General features: G+C 71.0%; 15 protein-coding genes. 11 read left to right on the top strand and 4 right to left on the bottom strand.

Going from position 1 to position 17,682, the window contains the following annotated elements; genetic code table 11:
• Nucleotides 1–10 precede the first annotated feature (10 nt).
• Nucleotides 11–787, top strand: a complete 777-nt coding sequence (locus M3666_RS10910) for a DUF4190 domain-containing protein (protein WP_066656948.1) — start codon at nt 11–13, stop codon at nt 785–787.
• Nucleotides 788–955: 168 nt separating this feature from the next.
• Here the strand turns inward: M3666_RS10910 and M3666_RS10915 are convergent, their stop codons facing one another.
• Nucleotides 956–2,173 carry an SAM-dependent methyltransferase gene (locus tag M3666_RS10915; protein ID WP_251155208.1) on the bottom strand — a complete coding sequence of 406 codons (1,218 nt, stop codon included), beginning with the start codon at nt 2,171–2,173 and terminating at the stop codon, nt 956–958.
• Nucleotides 2,174–2,333: 160 nt separating this feature from the next.
• Between M3666_RS10915 and groES the strand changes: the two genes are divergently transcribed.
• Together groES and rarD are read left to right on the top strand one after the other, a co-directional pair.
• Nucleotides 2,334–2,630, top strand: coding sequence for a co-chaperone GroES (gene groES / locus M3666_RS10920; RefSeq protein WP_056121496.1), 297 nt, complete (start codon nt 2,334–2,336; stop codon nt 2,628–2,630).
• A gap of 161 nt (nt 2,631–2,791) precedes the next feature.
• Nucleotides 2,792–3,754, top strand: a complete 963-nt coding sequence (rarD, locus tag M3666_RS10925; protein WP_251155209.1) for an EamA family transporter RarD — start codon at nt 2,792–2,794, stop codon at nt 3,752–3,754.
• A 189-nt stretch (nt 3,755–3,943) separates the two neighbouring features.
• Here the strand turns inward: rarD and M3666_RS10930 are convergent, their stop codons facing one another.
• Complete coding sequence (locus tag M3666_RS10930; RefSeq protein ID WP_066656937.1) at nt 3,944–5,278, bottom strand: ABC transporter substrate-binding protein; 1,335 nt, start codon at nt 5,276–5,278, stop codon at nt 3,944–3,946.
• 334 nt (nt 5,279–5,612) lie between these two features.
• Between M3666_RS10930 and M3666_RS10935 the strand changes: the two genes are divergently transcribed.
• Nucleotides 5,613–6,431: an SDR family oxidoreductase gene (locus tag M3666_RS10935; protein ID WP_251155210.1), complete on the top strand. Its 819-nt coding sequence runs from the start codon at nt 5,613–5,615 to the stop codon at nt 6,429–6,431.
• A gap of 235 nt (nt 6,432–6,666) precedes the next feature.
• Here M3666_RS10935 and M3666_RS10940 read toward each other — a convergent pair whose 3' ends face one another.
• Both M3666_RS10940 and guaB read right to left on the bottom strand, forming a co-directional pair.
• Complete coding sequence (locus M3666_RS10940) at nt 6,667–7,548, bottom strand: hypothetical protein (protein WP_251155211.1); 882 nt, start codon at nt 7,546–7,548, stop codon at nt 6,667–6,669.
• Between the two features lie 211 nt (nt 7,549–7,759).
• Nucleotides 7,760–9,262 (bottom strand): IMP dehydrogenase, encoded by a 1,503-nt coding sequence (guaB, locus tag M3666_RS10945; RefSeq protein WP_066656935.1) that lies wholly within the window; start codon nt 9,260–9,262, stop codon nt 7,760–7,762.
• Between the two features lie 318 nt (nt 9,263–9,580).
• Here guaB and M3666_RS10950 point away from each other — a divergent pair, with 318 nt between their 5' ends.
• The 7 genes from M3666_RS10950 (at nt 9,581) to M3666_RS10980 (ending at nt 17,646) form a co-directional block, all read left to right on the top strand.
• On the top strand, nt 9,581–11,011 hold the full coding sequence (locus M3666_RS10950; RefSeq protein ID WP_251155212.1) for a branched-chain amino acid ABC transporter permease: 1,431 nt from the start codon (nt 9,581–9,583) through the stop codon (nt 11,009–11,011).
• Between the two features lie 12 nt (nt 11,012–11,023).
• A complete protein-coding gene (locus M3666_RS10955; RefSeq protein WP_066656933.1) occupies nt 11,024–12,010 on the top strand; it encodes a branched-chain amino acid ABC transporter permease in 987 nt (328 codons plus the stop codon).
• Complete coding sequence (locus tag M3666_RS10960) at nt 12,003–12,932, top strand: ABC transporter ATP-binding protein (RefSeq protein WP_066656931.1); 930 nt, start codon at nt 12,003–12,005, stop codon at nt 12,930–12,932. The genes M3666_RS10955 and M3666_RS10960 overlap by 8 nt, the downstream gene beginning before the upstream one ends.
• Nucleotides 12,929–13,771, top strand: coding sequence for an ABC transporter ATP-binding protein (locus M3666_RS10965; RefSeq protein ID WP_066656928.1), 843 nt, complete (start codon nt 12,929–12,931; stop codon nt 13,769–13,771). Before M3666_RS10960 ends, M3666_RS10965 begins: the two co-directional genes overlap by 4 nt.
• 416 nt (nt 13,772–14,187) lie before the next feature.
• Nucleotides 14,188–14,373, top strand: coding sequence for a hypothetical protein (locus tag M3666_RS10970; protein WP_144411388.1), 186 nt, complete (start codon nt 14,188–14,190; stop codon nt 14,371–14,373).
• A gap of 132 nt (nt 14,374–14,505) precedes the next feature.
• Entirely contained in the window at nt 14,506–15,627 is a 1,122-nt protein-coding gene (locus tag M3666_RS10975; RefSeq protein WP_066656924.1) for a GuaB3 family IMP dehydrogenase-related protein, read from the top strand.
• A gap of 258 nt (nt 15,628–15,885) precedes the next feature.
• Nucleotides 15,886–17,646 (top strand): glycerol-3-phosphate dehydrogenase/oxidase, encoded by a 1,761-nt coding sequence (locus tag M3666_RS10980; RefSeq protein ID WP_251155282.1) that lies wholly within the window; start codon nt 15,886–15,888, stop codon nt 17,644–17,646.
• Nucleotides 17,647–17,682: the final 36 nt, after the last annotated feature.

Raw genomic sequence — 17,682 nt, forward strand, 5'->3', positions numbered from 1 at the left:
GGGGTGGACGGTGTCCGATCAGAACCAGTGGCCGAAGCCGGGCGAGTCGAGCGGGGGAGACGACGGCCGGCAGCAGCAGGACGGGCAGTCGGGCAGCCAGCAGCCCGCGAACCCCTCCGCGCAGCCGTCGCAGGGCACCCCGTACGGCCAGGGCCAGCAGGCGTCGGGCGCCCCGTACGGTCAGGGCCAGCAGCCGTCGGGCAACCCGTACGCGCAGCAGTCCCAGCAGGGCAACCCGCACGCGGCCTCGGGGCCCCAGCACAACCCGTACGCACCGCAGTCGCAGCAGGGCAACCCCTACGCGCAGCAGTCCCAGCAGGGCAACCCGTACGCGCAGCAGTCGCAGCAGGGCAACCCGTACGCGCAGCAGTCGCACCAGGGCAACCCGTACGCGGCCTCGAGCCCCCAGCAGAACCCCTACGCGCCGCAGCAGGGCGGGAACCCCTACGCGTCGCCGTACGCCACGAGCGGGTACCAGCCGTACGCCCAGCGCCCGAAGACGAACACCCTGGCGATCCTGTCGATCGTGTTCGCGTTCGCCGGGGTCGTCATCTGGCCGATCGTGATCCTCACGAGCCCCGCCGGCGCGATCATGGGGCACATCGCCCTCGGGAAGATCAAGCAGACGGGTGAGGGTGGCCGTGGACTGGCCCTCGCCGGGGTCATCGGCGGGTGGGTGCTGACCGGGCTCTACGTGCTCTTCGCGGTGATCTTCATCATCGCGATCGCGTCGAGCCACTCGTCCTCCGACCCGTACGGCTACGACTCGGGCGCCTTCATCCGCTGACCCGCGCCGCGCTGCACGGCTCCGTTCCGCGAGATCGACAGACCCCCGCCGATGTTCGGCGGGGGTCTGTCGCTGCCGCGGACGTGAACACGACAGCGACAGCGACAGCGACAGCGAGAGCGCCTCGCGCCGACCGCCCGCGCAGCCTCGTGCCCCGCTACCGCCCCGCTACCGCCCCGCGGCCGAGCCGGCCACGTCGGTGAGGCGCTCGCACAGGAGCGCGGTGTGCCGTCCCTCCAGACGGGTGAGCACGAGCGTCACCGACCGCCGCCCCCGCAGCCGCAACCGCTTCCGGAACTGCGCCGGGTCGACGTCGACGCCGCGCTTCTTGATCTCGACGGTGCCGACGTCCTCCGCCGCCAGGCGTGCCGACAGCTGCTTCACGTCGAGGGGCATCGTGTCCAGCACCCGGAACCCCTGCGCGAACGGCGTCGTCACGGCACGGTCCGACGTGACGTACGCGATGCCCTCGGAGAGCATCCGGCCTCCGATGGACCGCGCCAGGTCACCGATCAACCGCCCACGGATGACGGCGCCGTCCGGCTCGTACAGGTAGGCGCCGACGGGACCGACCTCGACGTCCTCGGCGTCCGCCGGGCCGGTGAGCTCGGCGATGCCGTGACCGCCGATGACGGTGGCCGCGCGCCGGACACCGTCACGGGCGAGGGGCCCGGACCACAGGACGAGCTCGACGACCTCGCGGTCGACGGACACCCACTGCGCCTCGAGCGTGTCCGGGATCAGGTCGCGGTCGATGCCCGGGCCGAGCTTCACGCCCGTCGGGGTCGTCGTCGCGGCGGCGAACACGGTGTCGAGCGACGGCGACCAGTCGTCCGGGTCGGCCAGGCGCCTCGTGTTCGCGTGCCCGGCCGTGCGTCGCGCGGGGTCCATCCAGACGCCGTCGACCCGGGACAGGTCGAAGGCGGCCGCGGCGCCGAGCTCGACCCGGGCGTTCGGCCAGAGCGCGAGGTTGTGCGTCGCGACCGCCGCGGTCACCTCGTCGCGGTCGACGGCGGTGACGTCGAGGTCGAGCGCGGCCATCGCCATGGCGTCGCCACCGATCCCGCAGCCGAGGTCCGCGACCCGGGTCAGACCGGCGGCGGCGAAGCGACCGGCGTGCTGCGCGGCGACCTGCAGTCGGGTGGCCTGTTCGAGGCCGGCCTCGGTGAAGAGCATCCGCGCGGCGAAGTCCCCGAACTTCGCGCGGGCCTTCTGGCGGAGCTTCGCCTGGGTCAGCACGGCTGCCACGAGCCCCGGGTCGTGTCCCTCGCCACGGAGCCGGGAGACCACCCGGACGATCTCGCCCCCGTCCGAGACGCCGGGGGTACGGTCGAGCAGGGCCATCCCCTCGGGGGTCAGCAGCTGGGCGAGGTCGGCGGCTTCCACCCGTCGATCCTCCCAGGTCGCCGGGGAGGCCCGACACGTGCTGGCACTCGGATTGACCGAGTGCCAGACTGTCCCTAGAGTTGTGGTTGGCACTCTCCTGTGCGTAGTGCCAACCGGTTCCCATCTGTACCGAGTCAGTACCGAGAAAGAAGAGGTCACCGTGGCCGTCACCATCAAGCCGCTCGAGGATCGCATCGTCATCCGCCAGGTCGAGGCGGAGCAGACCACCGCTTCCGGTCTCGTCATCCCGGACACCGCGAAGGAGAAGCCCCAGGAGGGCGAGGTCGTCGCCGTGGGTCCGGGTCGCATCGACGACAACGGCAACCGCGTGCCGCTCGACGTCGCCGTCGGCGACAAGGTCATCTACTCGAAGTACGGCGGCACCGAGGTCAAGTACTCCGGCGAGGACCTGCTCGTCCTCTCGGCGCGCGACGTCCTCGCGGTCATCGAGCACTGAGACCAGCAGCTCTCGTCACGAACGCCCCGTCCGGCTCGCAGCCGGCGGGGCGTTCGTGCGTTCGGGCGCGTGTCGCTGCGGCGCTCCCGGCCCGTCCAGGTGGTCGGCCTGGAGGCGCGCTGTCCGCCCGCAGCGTCCGCGCCCCTTCCTAGGATGGTTCCGTGAATGGAGCGACCCCGGCGCGTCCGGCACGCAGCGAGGCATCCGTCGGCGTCGTGCAGGCGATCGTCGCGTACGGACTCTGGGGCCTGATGCCCCTGCTCTTCGCCGCGATGGCCCCCGCCGGCGCGTTCGAGATCGTCGCCTGGCGGATCGTCTTCGGCCTGGTCTTCTGCGCGGTGGCGATCGCCGTCACCCGGTCGTGGCTGCGCACCCGCTCCCTGCTCGCCCAGCGCCGGGTGATGCTCGTGATGGGACTCGCGGCCGTGCTCATCCTGGTGAACTGGACCGTGTACGTCGCCGCGACGACGACGGGCCACACGGTCGAGGCGGCGCTCGGGTACTTCATCAACCCGCTCGTCACGATCGCCCTCGGCGTGGTCGTGCTCCGCGAGCGCCTGCGTGCGGCGCAGCGGGCGGCCGTCGGCATCAGCGTCGTCGCGGTCGTCGTCATCGCGGTCGGCTACGGGCAGGTGCCGTGGATCTCGCTCGCGCTGGCGTTCTCGTTCGGGTGCTACGGCCTGGTGAAGAAGCGGGTCGGGGGCACCGTCGACGCGCTGAGCGGCCTGACGATCGAGACCGTCTGGCTGGTCCCGATCGCCGTGGGGGCGCTCGTCGTGCTCGGCGTCACGGGTCTCGGCGGCGGGGTGACGTTCACGAGCGAGGGGTGGCCGCACGTCCTCGTCACGGTGCTCACCGGGCCCGCGACCGCGGTGCCGCTGCTGCTCTTCGCGTCGTCCGCCCGGCGGGTGTCCCTGTCGACGCTCGGCCTGACGCAGTACCTCGCGCCGGTGATGCAGCTCCTGGTCGGGGTGGTCGTGCAGCACGAGGCGATGCCGCCCGCGCGGTGGATCGGCTTCGGGATCGTCTGGGTCGCGCTCGTGGTCCTGACGGTCGACAGCTTCGTGGCGGCCCGGGCCGCGCGGCGGCGGACGCTCGCCCCTGCGGCGGGCGAGCCGGCCTGACGGGCACGAGCCGCGCCTCCCGTCCGGGCCCGGTGCCCGCGCGCGGTGCGGAGCGCTGTGCCGAGACTCGGCCATGCGGACAGTTCCGCAGCCCCGCGCCCGCGAAACTGTCCGCGGACGCGAGTCTCGCGGGGACGACGTCGGCCCCGGACCTGCATGAGGTCCGGGGCCGACGTCGCGTGCTGCGTGTTACTTCGAGACCGAGCCCTGGATGGCGGTCTGGTACACGGGCTTGTTGTCGCCGTCGAACTTGTAGATGCCGATGTAGGCGCTCGACGGGTCGTTCTTGCTGTCGAACGGACCGATGCCGGACGGGCCGGTGTACTGGATGTCCTCACCCTTGTCGAGCAGGTCCTTGCACGCCTTGAACGTCTCGCACTTCGTGCCGCCGTCCGCACCGGACACCGCGGCCATGTTGGCCTGGATGGTGCCCGAGTCGGTGCCCTTGCCCTTCACCGCGGCCAGCGCAGCGAGGGTCGTGGCGTCGTAGGACTCGGCAGCGTACGAGTAGTCAGCCAGCTCCTTGCCCGAGGACTGCTTGTAGAAGTCCGACAGGCGCTGCTTCAGCTCGTCCTTCGGGCTGGCACCGGGGATGGTGCCCTGCGCGCCCTCGAGGGTGCCCGGGTCGAAGTCCTTCGAGTAGTCCGCGGTGTTGCCGTCGGACATGTAGATCTTCGACATGTCGGCGTTCTGCGACTTGAGCTCCGGGATGATCGACTTCGTCTCGTCGAAGGCGAGCACCACGATGGCGTCCGGCTTCGCGGCGAGCGCAGCGGTGACCTCGGACGAGAACGTCGTCTGTCCGGGCGGGAACTCCTGACCCTTGCCCTTGCCGCCGTAGACGACCTGGCCGCCCGAGTCCTCGATCGCCTGCTGCACGGTGTCGCGGAGGCCCGTCCCGTAGGTGTCGTTGAAGACCAGGAACGCGACCTTGGCGTTGCCGTCGCCCGTGACGAGCTGGCCGAGGGCCGAGCCCTGCACCGAGTCCGGCGGCGCGGTCCGGTAGTAGTGCGACGAGTACCCGGACAGGTCGGTCGCGGTGTTCGCCGGCGAGATCTGCACGATGCAGTTGCTCGTCAGCTGGTCGATGACGTTGAGCGTGACGCTCGACGACTCGGCGCCGATGACGACCGGCACCTTGGCGTTGACGAGCTTCGTCGCGGCCGAGCTCGACACGGTCATGTCGTTGCTGTCGCCCGAGTCGGTCGCGGGGTCGATGCTGACGTCCTTGTCGAGCACGCCACCGGCCGAGTTGATGTCCTCGACCGCGAGGCCGACGCCGGACTCGGCGGGCGGGTTGAGGTACGACAGGGTGCCCGTCAGCGGGAGGATCGTGCCGATCTTCAGCGCGTCGGTACCGGGGGTGTCGGGGGCCTTGCAGCTCGCCGCCGGGTCCTTCTTCGCACCGCCGGCGGAGGCGGAGGAAGTGGTCTCGGCGCTGCCGCTGGTGGAACACGCGGCGAGGAGGAGCGCTGCCGCTCCCGCCACTGCCAGTGCCGTGGTGGCACGGGTGGTTCTGGTCATCCGTGGAGCCCTTTCTCTGCGCGGAGGCCCAACCGCATCGGGTCGAGCGCGGTCTCCTCCACGTGGGTTGCCGAGAAAACTAGGGCCGAAGTGTTTCGCGTGTGTGTCCGAGATCATCACCTGGACGTTTCGTTACACACCCGTGACGAAACTGAGGAGGTGCACGGGAACCCCTGATGAGGAGTCCGTCCGGACGGTCCTCGCGCTCGCCGAGGCCCGTGCGGGCCGTTCGGGATCGGCTGGAGCGCTCCCGCGCGGGGCTCGTCCGCGTCGTTCTGTGCAGGGGGCGCGGACCCGGGGGAGCACTGCGGCGGTCGCGCGTACGGTCCGGCCCATGAGCGACGCAGCTTCCACCACCACCTTCCGTCCCACGCGCGCGATCGTCACCGGCGCCGAGTCCGGCATCGGCAAGGCCACCGCGGTGGCGCTCGCTGCCGCCGGCATGGACGTCGGCATCACCTACCTGTCCGAGCCCGAGCGCGCCGAGGAGACCGCCGCCGAGGTCCGACAGGCCGGACGGCAGGCCTTCGTCGAGCAGATCGACGTGACGCAGCTCGACCAGGCGGGCGCCGTGATCGACCGCCTCGTGGCGCAGCTCGGCGGCGTGGACGTGATCGTCGCCGATGCGGGCACGGGCGACAACGCGCCGTTCCTGGACATCACGCTCGAGCAGTGGCGGCACACCGTCGCCACCGACCTCGACGGGGCGTTCGTCACGATCCAGGCAGCAGCGCGGCACATGGTCGGACAGGGCACCGGCGGGCGGATCATCGGCATCACGAGCGTCCACGAGCACCAGCCCCGGTACGGGTCGAGCGCCTACGACGCCGCGAAGCACGGGCTCGGTGGGCTCCTGAAGACGATCGCGATCGAGCTCGCTCCGTCCGGGATCACGGCCAACGCCGTCGCGCCGGGCGAGATCGCGACCCGGATGACCGGTGCCGAGGACGAGGACCCGCACACGATCTCCCGGCCGGGGGTCCCGCTCGGCCGGCCGGGCAACGCGTGGGAGATCGCAGCCGCGGTGGCGTTCCTGGCCAGCCCCGCGTCGTCGTACATCACGGGGGTGTCCCTGCCCGTCGACGGCGGCATGCTCCAGATGGGCCCCCACGGCGGCAGCCACATCACCTCCGACGACTGGCGGAGCGCGTAGGGCGGCGGGGGCGGCGGCTCTCCGTCGCGGCCCGGGACGCCGTCGTTGGGTCGAGACGCCCTGAACACGCTGAGACGCCCCGAACACGCTGAGACGCCCTGAACACGCTGAGACGCCCGCGAATCCGACGGTGTCTCGGCAGTTCGGCGGCGTCTCGGGTGGACACCGGCGTCTCGAGGAGCCACAACGCCCTCCAGACGGTGGCGTCTCGGCGACGGAGCGCCGAGGGACTCGATCACCGCGACCGCTCGGCCCAGCCGCGCCCGAGCGGGAGGCCCGCCGCGAGCAGCACGGGCGCCAGGAGCCCCGGGTCGAGCGCTTCGCGCATGCCCCACCGTGCGAAGCCCCTCACCTCGGGTAGTCGTCGCAGTGCGTCCTCGCGGCGCTTCTCCGTCCACAAGGCCTCACGGTCGTCGTACTTGACCCGGCCGTCGAACTCGCCGACGACGCCGGCGTCAGGCCACCAGAAGTCCACCCGGAAGCGTCCGGCGTCGGTGTCGAACTCCCGTTGCAGTACCGGTGGAGCGACTCGGAGTTCCCGCATCGCCACCCTGCTGACCGATTCGCCCGGGGACTCGGCGGCGCCGTCCGCGAACTCGAGCGCCGTCCGGGCCACACGCGAACCACGTGTCCCCGCACGGGCCGCGAGAGCACGCTCGAGGTCCGGGAGCGACGCGGCCCCGTCGTGCAGCACGTGGTCGAGCACGAGGACCGCGTGTGCCAGGGGTGCGACGTGCACGATGTCGACCACCGTCCGGAGCAGGCACGTCACCGGGACCCCGGCTGCATCGGCGACGTCGCCCTCCGACAGGTCACCGGTGTGCCGCACGACGCCTCGGCCGACGTGCGTCTTCCGGAGCGCAGGGTCGATCACGTGCAGGCGCCAGTCCCAGCGCCCGAGTTCGGGGAGGCCCCACAGCGCCCCGGCGGACCGGTGCGAGACGACCGCTGGACGGTGCAGCGCCGCGGCCCGGGTGCGCACCACGAGTCGCCGGCGTCCACGTTCGTCCAGACCGTCCCACGCCTCGCGCTCGACCGCCGCGCCGTGGAACAGGCGCACCGGGTCGCGGAGGTCCGCCGGACGACCGGCGAGGACGGGAGACGGCGTGACTGACATGCGCGGCAGTCTCGCGTGACCACGTGGCGGAAGAGCGGCGACAGCGTGCGTTGTGGAGGGCCTCCCGGCCGTCACCCTCGGTGCAGGAGCGAGCGAGACGCCACCGTCAACGCGAAACGCCCCCGGATCGCCGAGACGCCGCCGGATTCGGCGGCGTCTCGACGCAACGGGGGCGTCTCGCGCAGAAGCGCGGGAGGGGAGGAGTCCGGGGTCAGCCGCGGTAGTTCGGGGCCTCGACGACCATCTTGATGTCGTGCGGGTGGGACTCCTTGAGCCCGGCCGCGGTGATGCGGACGAACTTGCCGCGGGCCTTGAGCTCCGGCACCGTGCGGCCACCGACGTAGAACATCGACTGCCGCAGTCCGCCGACGAGCTGGTAGACGGCGTTCGCCACCGAGCCGCGGTAGGGGACCTGGCCCTCGATGCCCTCGGGGATGAGCTTCTCGTCCGAGGGGACGTCGGCCTGGAAGTAGCGGTCCTTCGAGTACGAGGTCTTCTCGCCGCGGGTCTGCAGTGCGCCGAGGGAGCCCATCCCGCGGTACGCCTTGTACTGCTTGCCGCCGACGAAGACGAGCTCGCCCGGGCTCTCGTCGGTGCCCGCGAGGAGCGACCCGAGCATGACGGTGTCAGCACCGGCGACCAGGGCCTTCGCGATGTCGCCCGAGTACTGCAGACCGCCGTCGGCGATGACCGGCACGCCGGCCTCACGCGCGGCGAGCGACGCCTCGTACACGGCGGTGACCTGCGGGACGCCGACGCCGGCGACCACGCGGGTGGTGCAGATCGAGCCCGGCCCGACGCCGACCTTGACGGCGTCCACGCCGGCGTCGATGAGCGCCTGCGCGCCCTGTCGGGTCGCCACGTTGCCGCCGATGACGTCGATGCCGGCGAACGACGGGTCGGCCTTCAGGCGGCGGACCATGTCGAGCACGCCCTCGCTCTCGCCGTTGGCGGTGTCGACGACGAGCACGTCCACGCCCGCGTCGCGCAGGGCCTCGGCGCGCTGCCAGGCGTCGCCGAAGAAGCCGATCGCGGCGCCGACGCGCAGGCGGCCCTCGTCGTCCTTCGTGGCGTCCGGGTACTTCTCGCTCTTGTCGAAGTCCTTGACGGTGATGAGGCCGCGGAGCTTGCCGTCGGCGTCGACGAGCGGGAGCTTCTCGATCTTGTGCTGCGCGAAGATCGCGACCGCGTCCTCGGGGTCGATGCCCTCGGGCGCGGTGATGAGGGGCGCCTTGGTCATGACGTCGCGGACGAGGGTGGTCGCCGTCTCGAACGGTGCGACGAAGCGCATGTCACGGTTCGTGATGATGCCGACGAGGGTGCCGTCCGACTCGACGACCGGCAGCCCGGAGACGCGGAACTGCCCGCAGACGGCGTCGACCTCGGCCACGGTCGCGTCCGGGGTCGTCGTCACGGGGTTGGTGATCATGCCGGACTCGGACCGCTTGACCTTGTCGACGTACGCGGCCTGGTCCGCGATGGACATGTTGCGGTGGAGGATGCCGATGCCGCCCTGACGGGCCATCGCGATCGCCATGCGCGCCTCGGTCACGGTGTCCATCGCAGCCGACAGCAGCGGGACGTGCACGTCGATGCGCTTCGTGAGCCGGGACGTCGTGGACGCCTCGCTCGGGATGACGTCGGTGTGCCCGGGCAGGAGCATGACGTCGTCGTACGTGAGTCCGATGAATCCGAACGGATCCGGCTGGTCCATGGTTCCCCTTCGTGGGCGAGGTGAAGTGGTGGCACCGGGGCGCGTCGTCGGGTTCCCGATGGGCCATGGTAACGCGCGGGACACTCCCGCCATTCCGTCGTCCCCCGACCGTCCGGGCACGGCGGGCGCCGCGCGCGGACCGACAGCGGTCCGACGACCCGTTCCTGAGAGTCCTGTACCGGCTGGACGGGCGGATTTCCGCGGATCGACGGGGTCTCGGTCACGAATGCAGCACGATTTGTGCAGGAGACGTGCTGGAAACACGGGGGACACAAAAAATCCCTATGGTCCTCGACTATCCGAACGAGAGGCTCATCCGTGGGTTCCATCACTCCGCCGGGGTCAGCGCTCATGCGCCGATTCCGCCGTGGGGCACCAGGTCGCAACCGCCTGGTCCTCGCCGCAGTACTCTTCCTCGCTTTCCTCGCCACCTTCGCGGTCGACTGGGCAGTGTCGCCCGCAGCCGACGCGGCGACGAGCAGTCCCTCCGCCAGCAGCAGCCCGAGCACCGGCGCACCGGCGAGCTCCGGCCCCTGCACGGTCAGCCCCACGAACGGCTGCATCCGGGGCACCATCCTCGACTCCGAGCGGAAGCCCGCGACCGGGGTCGACGTCGACGTCGCCGGGGCCGGCGGGTTCGCGCAGACCGCGACCACCGACGACGCCGGGCGCTGGTCGGTGTCCGTGACCACGGCGGGGCAGTACACCGTCAGCGTCGACCAGGACTCGCTGCCGAAGGGGCAGTACCTGACGAACGCCGCCGACGCCGAGCGCAAGGTGAACGCCACGCTCAACGCCAACGTCGGCCAGATCTTCCAGCTGTCCGACCAGCAGGGCGCCACCACCAGCGACGACACGAGCAGCGTCAGCGCCGCACGCGCCTGGCAGCAGCTCGCGTCGGGCATCCGGCTCGGGCTCCTCATCGCCCTCGCGTCGGTCGGCCTGTCGCTCATCTACGGCACCACCGGCCTGTCGAGCTTCTCGCACGGTGAGCAGGTGACCCTCGGCGGTCTCCTCGCCTACGTCTTCGCGAACCAGCTCGGCTGGAACATCTGGGTGACCGGCATCGTCGTCACGCTGCTCTGTGCGGCGACCGGGTACCTGCAGGACGCCGCGATCTGGAGGCCACTGCGCCGCCGTCGGATCAGCCTCACCCAGCTCATGATCGTCACGATCGGTCTGTCGATCGCCGCGCAGTACGCCTTCCAGTACTTCTTCGGCGCCTCGACCGTCCGCATCCAGCAGGGCAACCCCGAGACGGTGACCTTCGCCGGTCTCACGCTGACCGTGCAGTCCTACGTCGCGATGGGCATCGCGCTCGTCGTCCTCGTCGGCACCGGCCTGTTCCTGGCCAAGACCCGCTTCGGCCGTGCCACCCGCGCCGTGTCGGACAACCCGGCGCTCGCCGCGGCGTCCGGCATCGACGTCGACCGCGTCATCCGCTTCGTGTGGACGCTCGCCGCCGGCCTCGCGGGCCTGTCCGGCGTGATGCTCGGCCTGGTGCTCAACGGCGTGAACTGGCAGACCGGCCTCCAGCTGCTGCTGCTCATGTTCGCGTCCGTCACGCTCGGCGGTCTCGGCACCGCGTACGGCGCCCTCGTCGGCTCGATGATCATCGGCATCGTCGTCGAGCTCACGAACCTCGTGCTGCCGGGTGACTTCAAGTACGCCACGGCCCTCGTGATCCTCATCCTCATCCTGCTGTTCCGGCCGCAGGGCATCTTCGGTCGCGCCGAGCGCATCGGCTAAGGGAGCACCGACATGGACTACATCCTGAACCTGCTGTCCTCGCTGACGCAGGAGGCCCTCGCCCCCACCACGGCGGCGTTCGCCCTGGCCGCGATCGGCCTCAACGTGCACTTCGGTCTGACCGGACTGATCAACATGGGCCAGGCGGCGTTCCTGCTGCTCGGCGCCTACGGCTTCGCGATCTCGATCACGAACGGCCTGCCCTTCGTCATGGCGGTGCTCGTCGCCCTGGCGGTCGCGATCGTGTTCGCGGTCATCCTCGGCATCCCGACCCTGCGGTTGCGCGGCGACTACCTGGCGATCGTGACGATCTCCGGCGCCGAGATCATCCGCATGGTCGGACGCTCCAGCCTGCTGACGAACACCACCGGCGGCTCGAACGGCATCGCCGGGTCGAGCTACCGCGACCCGTTCAACGCCCTCAGCCCGCTGCCCGACGGCACCACGAGCATCCTGTGGTTCACGTACTCGAACAACGGCGTCAACGGTTGGTGGATCCGCATCGCGGCCTGGGGCCTCGTGGCGCTCTTCACCCTCGTGCTCTTCCTGCTCATGCGCAGCCCGTGGGGTCGCGTCGTGAAGGCCATCCGCGAGGACGAGGACGCCGTGCGGTCCCTCGGCAAGAACGTCTACTCGTACAAGATGCAGGCGCTCGTGTTCGGCGGCGCGCTCGGTGCGCTCGCCGGGGTGATCTACGTGCTGCCGAGTTCCGTGCAGCCGGACGCGATGGGCCGTTCCATGACGTTCTTCATCTGGACCGCGCTGATCCTCGGCGGTGCCGCGACCGTGTTCGGTCCGGTGCTCGGGGCGATCCTGTTCTTCGTCGTGCGGCTCTTCGTCCGCACCCTCGCCGGGGACTTCATCCCCGACTCGATCATGAACGCGCAGCAGGCGGAGCAGTTCTCCTACGTGCTCGTCGGCGTCGCGCTCATGCTCCTCATCGTGTTCCGGCCACAGGGACTCCTGGGCAACAAGAAGGAGCTGTCGTTCAGTGTCTGAGACCTACACCCACACGAAGTCCGACCCGATCCTGACGGTCGACGGCGTCACCCGGCACTTCGGCGGCATGACCGCGGTCGACGTCGACCACCTCGAGGTGCAGCGCGGCACCATCACCGCCCTGATCGGCCCGAACGGCGCCGGCAAGACGACGTTCTTCAACCTGCTGACCGGCTTCGACAAGCCGAGCCCCGGCGCGACGACCCGCTTCAACGGCGACACGCTGCAGAAGACGAGCGCGACGCACATCGCCAACAAGGGCATGGTCCGCACGTTCCAGCTCACGAAGGCGCTGAGCCGCCTCACCGTGATGCAGAACATGCTGCTCGGCGCCCGCGACCAGCCGGGCGAGAACTTCTTCGTCGGCCTCGTCCCGGCGCTGTGGCGGAAGCGCGAGCGCGAGATCACCGCCAAGGCCGAGGACCTGCTCGCCCGCTTCAAGCTCCTCGAGAAGCAGGACGACTACGCAGGTTCCCTGTCGGGCGGGCAGCGGAAGCTCCTCGAGATGGCCCGCGCACTGATGTCCGACCCGACGATGATCATGCTCGACGAGCCGATGGCGGGCGTGAACCCCGCGCTCACCCAGTCGCTGCTCGGACACATCCAGTCGCTGCGCGACGACGGCATGACCGTGCTCTTCGTGGAGCACGACATGCACATGGTCCGGCACATCTCCGACTGGGTGGTCGTGATGGCCGAGGGCAAGGTCGTCGCCGAGGGCCCGGCCGACACGGTGATGGACGACCGCGCCGTCATCGACGCGTACCTCGGTGCGCACCACGACACCGACCTGGGCGACGACTCGCTCCTCACCGAGGAGACCTACGAGGAGCTGGCCGACGAGGTGGCCGAAGAGGAAGCAGCGGACGACCACCCGAAGGCGGACGACCGCAAGCAGGACGAGCAGGAGGCGACCCGATGACCGACGCAACGAACGCAGCTGACGCGGGCCGCGCCTCCAGTCCGACGACGGGTGCGACGAGCGCGACGAGCGCGACGAGCGCAACCGCGACGATCGACCGCGGCGAGCCCGTCCTGACCGCGAAGAACCTCGTCGCGGGGTACCTGCCGGGCGTGAACATCCTCAACGGCTGCGACCTCGACTGCTACCCGGGCGAGCTCATCGGCATCATCGGTCCGAACGGTGCCGGCAAGTCGACGCTCCTCAAGGCGCTGTTCGGCCTGGTGTCGATCCGCGAGGGCTCGGTCTCCCTGCAGGGCGAGGACATCACGAACCTCAAGGCGAACAAGCTCGTCCAGGCCGGCGTCGGCTTCGTGCCGCAGACGAACAACGTGTTCCCCTCGCTCTCGATCGAGGAGAACCTGCAGATGGGCCTGTACCTGCGCCCGAAGAAGTTCGCCGAGCGGCTCGAGGTCATCTACGACCTGTTCCCGGTCCTCGGACAGCGGCGGACGCAGCGGGCGGGCTCGCTGTCGGGAGGTGAGCGGCAGTCGGTCGCGATGGCCCGCGCGCTGATGATGGACCCGAAGGTGCTGCTGCTCGACGAGCCCTCCGCGGGCCTGTCGCCGGTGCGCCAGGACGAGACGTTCATCCGCACGCGCCGGATCAACAAGGCCGGGGTGTCGATCATCATGGTCGAGCAGAACGCGCGACGCTGTCTGCAGATCTGCGATCGTGGGTACGTGCTCGACCAGGGGAGGAACGCGTACTCGGGCACCGGGCGTGAGCTCGCCGACGACCCGAAGGTCATCGAGCTCTACCTGGGGACGCTCGCCAAGGACGTCGACTCCGCTCGCTGAGCGGGGTCGACCCGCGGGTACTGCTGTGGGGGTGGTACCCGCACCCCGACGGGGCCGCGCAGGCTGCTGATGCGCCGCGCGGCCCCGTCCTCACGCCCGGGCGTCGTCAGGCCCGGGGCGGCGCCGTGGTCGTGGTGGTCGTCGTGGTCGTCGTGGTGGTCGCGCCGAGACGCCGGCGTGTCAGCGAGACGCCGCGGACACACCGAGACGCCGCCGGATCCGGGTGCGTCTCGCATCGACGCCGGCGTCCGGCGTCTCGCGTCGACCGAGGCGTCTCGCGTTTCGCGTCTCGCGTCGACGCCCGCGTCTCGCCGCCGCCACCTGCGTCCGGCTCGGCCGGGAGGCGCGACCCACCCCCGCCCCGCCGGCCCGGCCCGCGCACGCCGGCTCCCCGTCCGTCGGCTAGCGTGACGCACGTGCGGACCCCCGGCCCCCTCGTGCTCGACGCCCTCGTCTGGGTCGTCTTCGCCGTGCTCTTCGTGGGCGCCGCACTGCTGGTCAAGGTCGCCGCCGCCCTGCTCGCGGTCCTCGTCGTGCTCGCGCTCCTGCTCGGCCTGGTCCTCCGGGCCCTGCGGAAGCGACGGACACGACCGCGACGCTGAGCAGCACCAGCACCAGCACCCGCACCAGCCCCAGCACCCGCACCAGCCCCAGCACCGTGCCCCCACCGGTACGGCGTCGCCCTGCACCGTCCACCCGTCCCACTCCGGGACCCCGCCCGCTAGGCTTGCCCGGTGACTGAAGTCGAGATCGGTGCAGGCAAGCGCGGCCGTCGGGCGTACGCGTTCGACGACATCGCGGTGGTCCCCTCGCGGCGCACCCGCGACCCGCACGACGTGAGCGTGCAGTGGTCGATCGACGCGTTCACCTTCGCGTCGCCGATCCTCTCGGCGCCGATGGACTCGGTGTCCTCGCCCGCGACGGTCATCCAGATGGGCGAGCTCGGCATCCTCGGCGTGCTCGACCTCGAGGGCCTGTGGACCCGGTACGAGGACCCGACGCCGTACTACGAGGAGATCAAGACCCTCACGGACGGCAACGTCACGAAGCGCATGCAGGAGATCTACTCCGAGCCGGTCAAGGCCGAGCTGATCACCGCGCGCCTGGCCGAGATCCGTGCCGCCGGGGTGCCGGTCGCCGGTTCGCTCAGCCCGCAGCGCACGCAGGAGTTCTCGCAGACCGTCGTCGACGCCGGTGTCGACCTGTTCGTCATCCGCGGCACGACGGTCTCGGCGGAGCACGTCTCCCAGAACCAGGAGCCGCTCAACCTCAAGAAGTTCATCTACGAGCTCGACGTGCCGGTCATCGTGGGCGGTGCCTCGACGTACACGTCGGCGCTGCACCTCATGCGCACCGGTGCCGCGGGCGTGCTCGTCGGCTTCGGCGGCGGAGCGGCCTCGACGACCCGCGCCGCCCTCGGCATCCACGCGCCGATGGCGACCGCGGTGGCCGACGTCGCCGGTGCCCGACGCGACTACATGGACGAGTCCGGCGGCCGCTACGTGCACGTCATCGCGGACGGCGGGCTCGACACCGCCGGCGACATCGTCAAGGCGATCGCGGTCGGCGCGGACGCCGTCATGCTCGGCACCGCACTGGCCCGCGCGACCGAGGCCCCTGGTGGTGGCTTCCACTGGGGTGCCGAGGCACACCACGCCGAGCTGCCCCGCGGTCGTCGGGTCGAGGTCGGGCAGATCGCCCCGCTCGAGAACGTGCTGAACGGGCCGACGCCGTCGTGGGACGGCCGCGCGAACCTGGTCGGTGCGCTGCGTCGGTCGATGGCCACCACCGGATACTCCGACGTCAAGGAGTTCCAGCGAGTAGAAGTGGTCGTGGCGCCGTACCACCAGCAGTGACGGTGGCACCCGTGCTCCCGCACGGGTGACGCCTCGGCGCTCCCGTGCGCGGAGGCCGGCTCCGTGCGCGCAACCCGCACGGAGGCGACGATGGCCAAGCCAGCCAGCAGCACCACGCAGACCAGCACGGACGCGACGAGCGCAGGTGCCGAGAGCACCGTCGAGGACGCCCGGCATGCCACGGCACCGAGCGCGAGCGTCGGCTTCGACCCGGCGGCCAAGCTCGGTCCGGAGGAGCGCGCCGCCGCGATCGAGGCGATGAAGACCCGGGAGCTCGACGTCCTGGTGGTCGGCGGCGGCATCGTCGGCGGTGGCAGCGCGCTCGACGCCGTCACCCGCGGCCTGAGCGTCGGCATCGTCGAGGCCCGCGACTGGGGCTCGGGGACGTCGAGCCGCTCGTCGAAGCTCGTGCACGGCGGCATCCGCTACCTCGAGCAGCTGAACTTCGCGCTCGTGCGCGAGGCCCTGATCGAACGCGGCCTGCTGCTGCAGCGCATCGCTCCGCACCTGGTGAAGCCCGTTCGCTTCCTCTACCCGCTCAACCACCGCGTGTGGGAGCGCTTCTACATCGGCATCGGCATGGCGATGTACGACGTGTTCAGCTGGTCCGGCGGTCGTCCGCCCGGGGTCCCGCACCACCGGCACCTCAGCCGCAAGCAGGTCCTCAAGAACATGCCCGGCCTGAAGAAGGACGCCTTCGTCGGCGGCATGACCTACTACGACGCCCAGGTCGACGACGCCCGCTACGTCGCGTCGCTCGTGCGCACCGCAGCGTCGTACGGCGCGCACGCTGCGAGCCGGGTCCGCATCGAGGGGTTCATCAAGGTCGGGGAGCGGGTGGTCGGGGCGCACGCGCACGACATCCAGACCGGCGAGAAGTTCGACATCCGGGCGAAGCAGGTCGTGAACGCGACGGGCGTCTGGACCGACGACACCCAGGCGATGGTCGGCACCCGCGGGCAGTTCAAGGTGCGGGCGTCGAAGGGCGTGCACCTCGTGATCCCGCGCGACCGCTTCCAGTCGAACACCGGCATGATCCTCCGCACCGAGAAGAGCGTGCTCTTCGTCATCCCGTGGGGCCGGCACTGGCTCGTCGGCACGACGGACACCGACTGGAACCTCGACAAGGCGCACCCGGCGGCGACCGCGGCGGACATCGACTACATCCTCGAGCACGTGAACAAGGTCCTCGCGGTGCCGCTCACCCGCGAGGACGTCGAGGGCGTCTACGCCGGCCTCCGACCGCTGCTGGCGGGGGAGTCGGACCAGACGTCGCAGCTCAGCCGTGAGCACGTCGTCGCGCACACCGCCCCGGGCCTGGTCGTGGTCGCGGGCGGCAAGTGGACGACCTACCGCGTGATGGGCAAGGACGCCATCGACGAGGCGGTCGCGGCGATGGACGGCAAGATCCCGGCGTCGACGACCGAGGACATCCCGTTGGTCGGTGCCGAGGGCTACCCGGCCGCCTGGAACCGTCGCGGGCGCACCGCGCGGCAGTTCGGCGTGCACAAGGTCCGGATCGAGCACCTGCTCAACCGGTACGGAACCCAGGCCACCGAGGTGCTGCAGCTCGTCGAGCAGGACCCGTCGCTCGCCGAGCCGCTGCCGCAGGCGGATGACTACATCGGCGCCGAGGTCGTCTACGCGGCCTCGCACGAGGGCGCCCTGCACCTGGAGGACGTCCTCGCTCGCCGCACCCGCATCTCGATCGAGGCGTGGGACCGCGGAGAAGAGGCGGCTCCGGTCGCCGCCAAGCTCATGGCCGGCGTGCTCGGGTGGGACCAGGAGACGACCGAGCACGAGGTGTCGAACTACCTGAAGCGCGTCGCCGCCGAGCGCGAGTCGCAGCGGCAGCCCGACGACGAGTCGGCCGACCGGGTGCGCCTCGAGGCGCCGGACATCGCGTTCGGCTTCGACGAGGACGACGTGGTGGTCGGCGGCGGCCGGTCGAGCGGTGCCGACGGCGCGAAGGCGACGGACGAGCAGGTCGAGGGCGAGAAGACGAGCGAACCGCGGTAGGTCACCGGACGGGAGGCGCGTGGCGGCCCCGCCACG

It is taken from the genome of Curtobacterium sp. ODYSSEY 48 V2, assembly GCF_023712625.1.
GTDB lineage: Bacteria > Actinomycetota > Actinomycetes > Actinomycetales > Microbacteriaceae > Curtobacterium.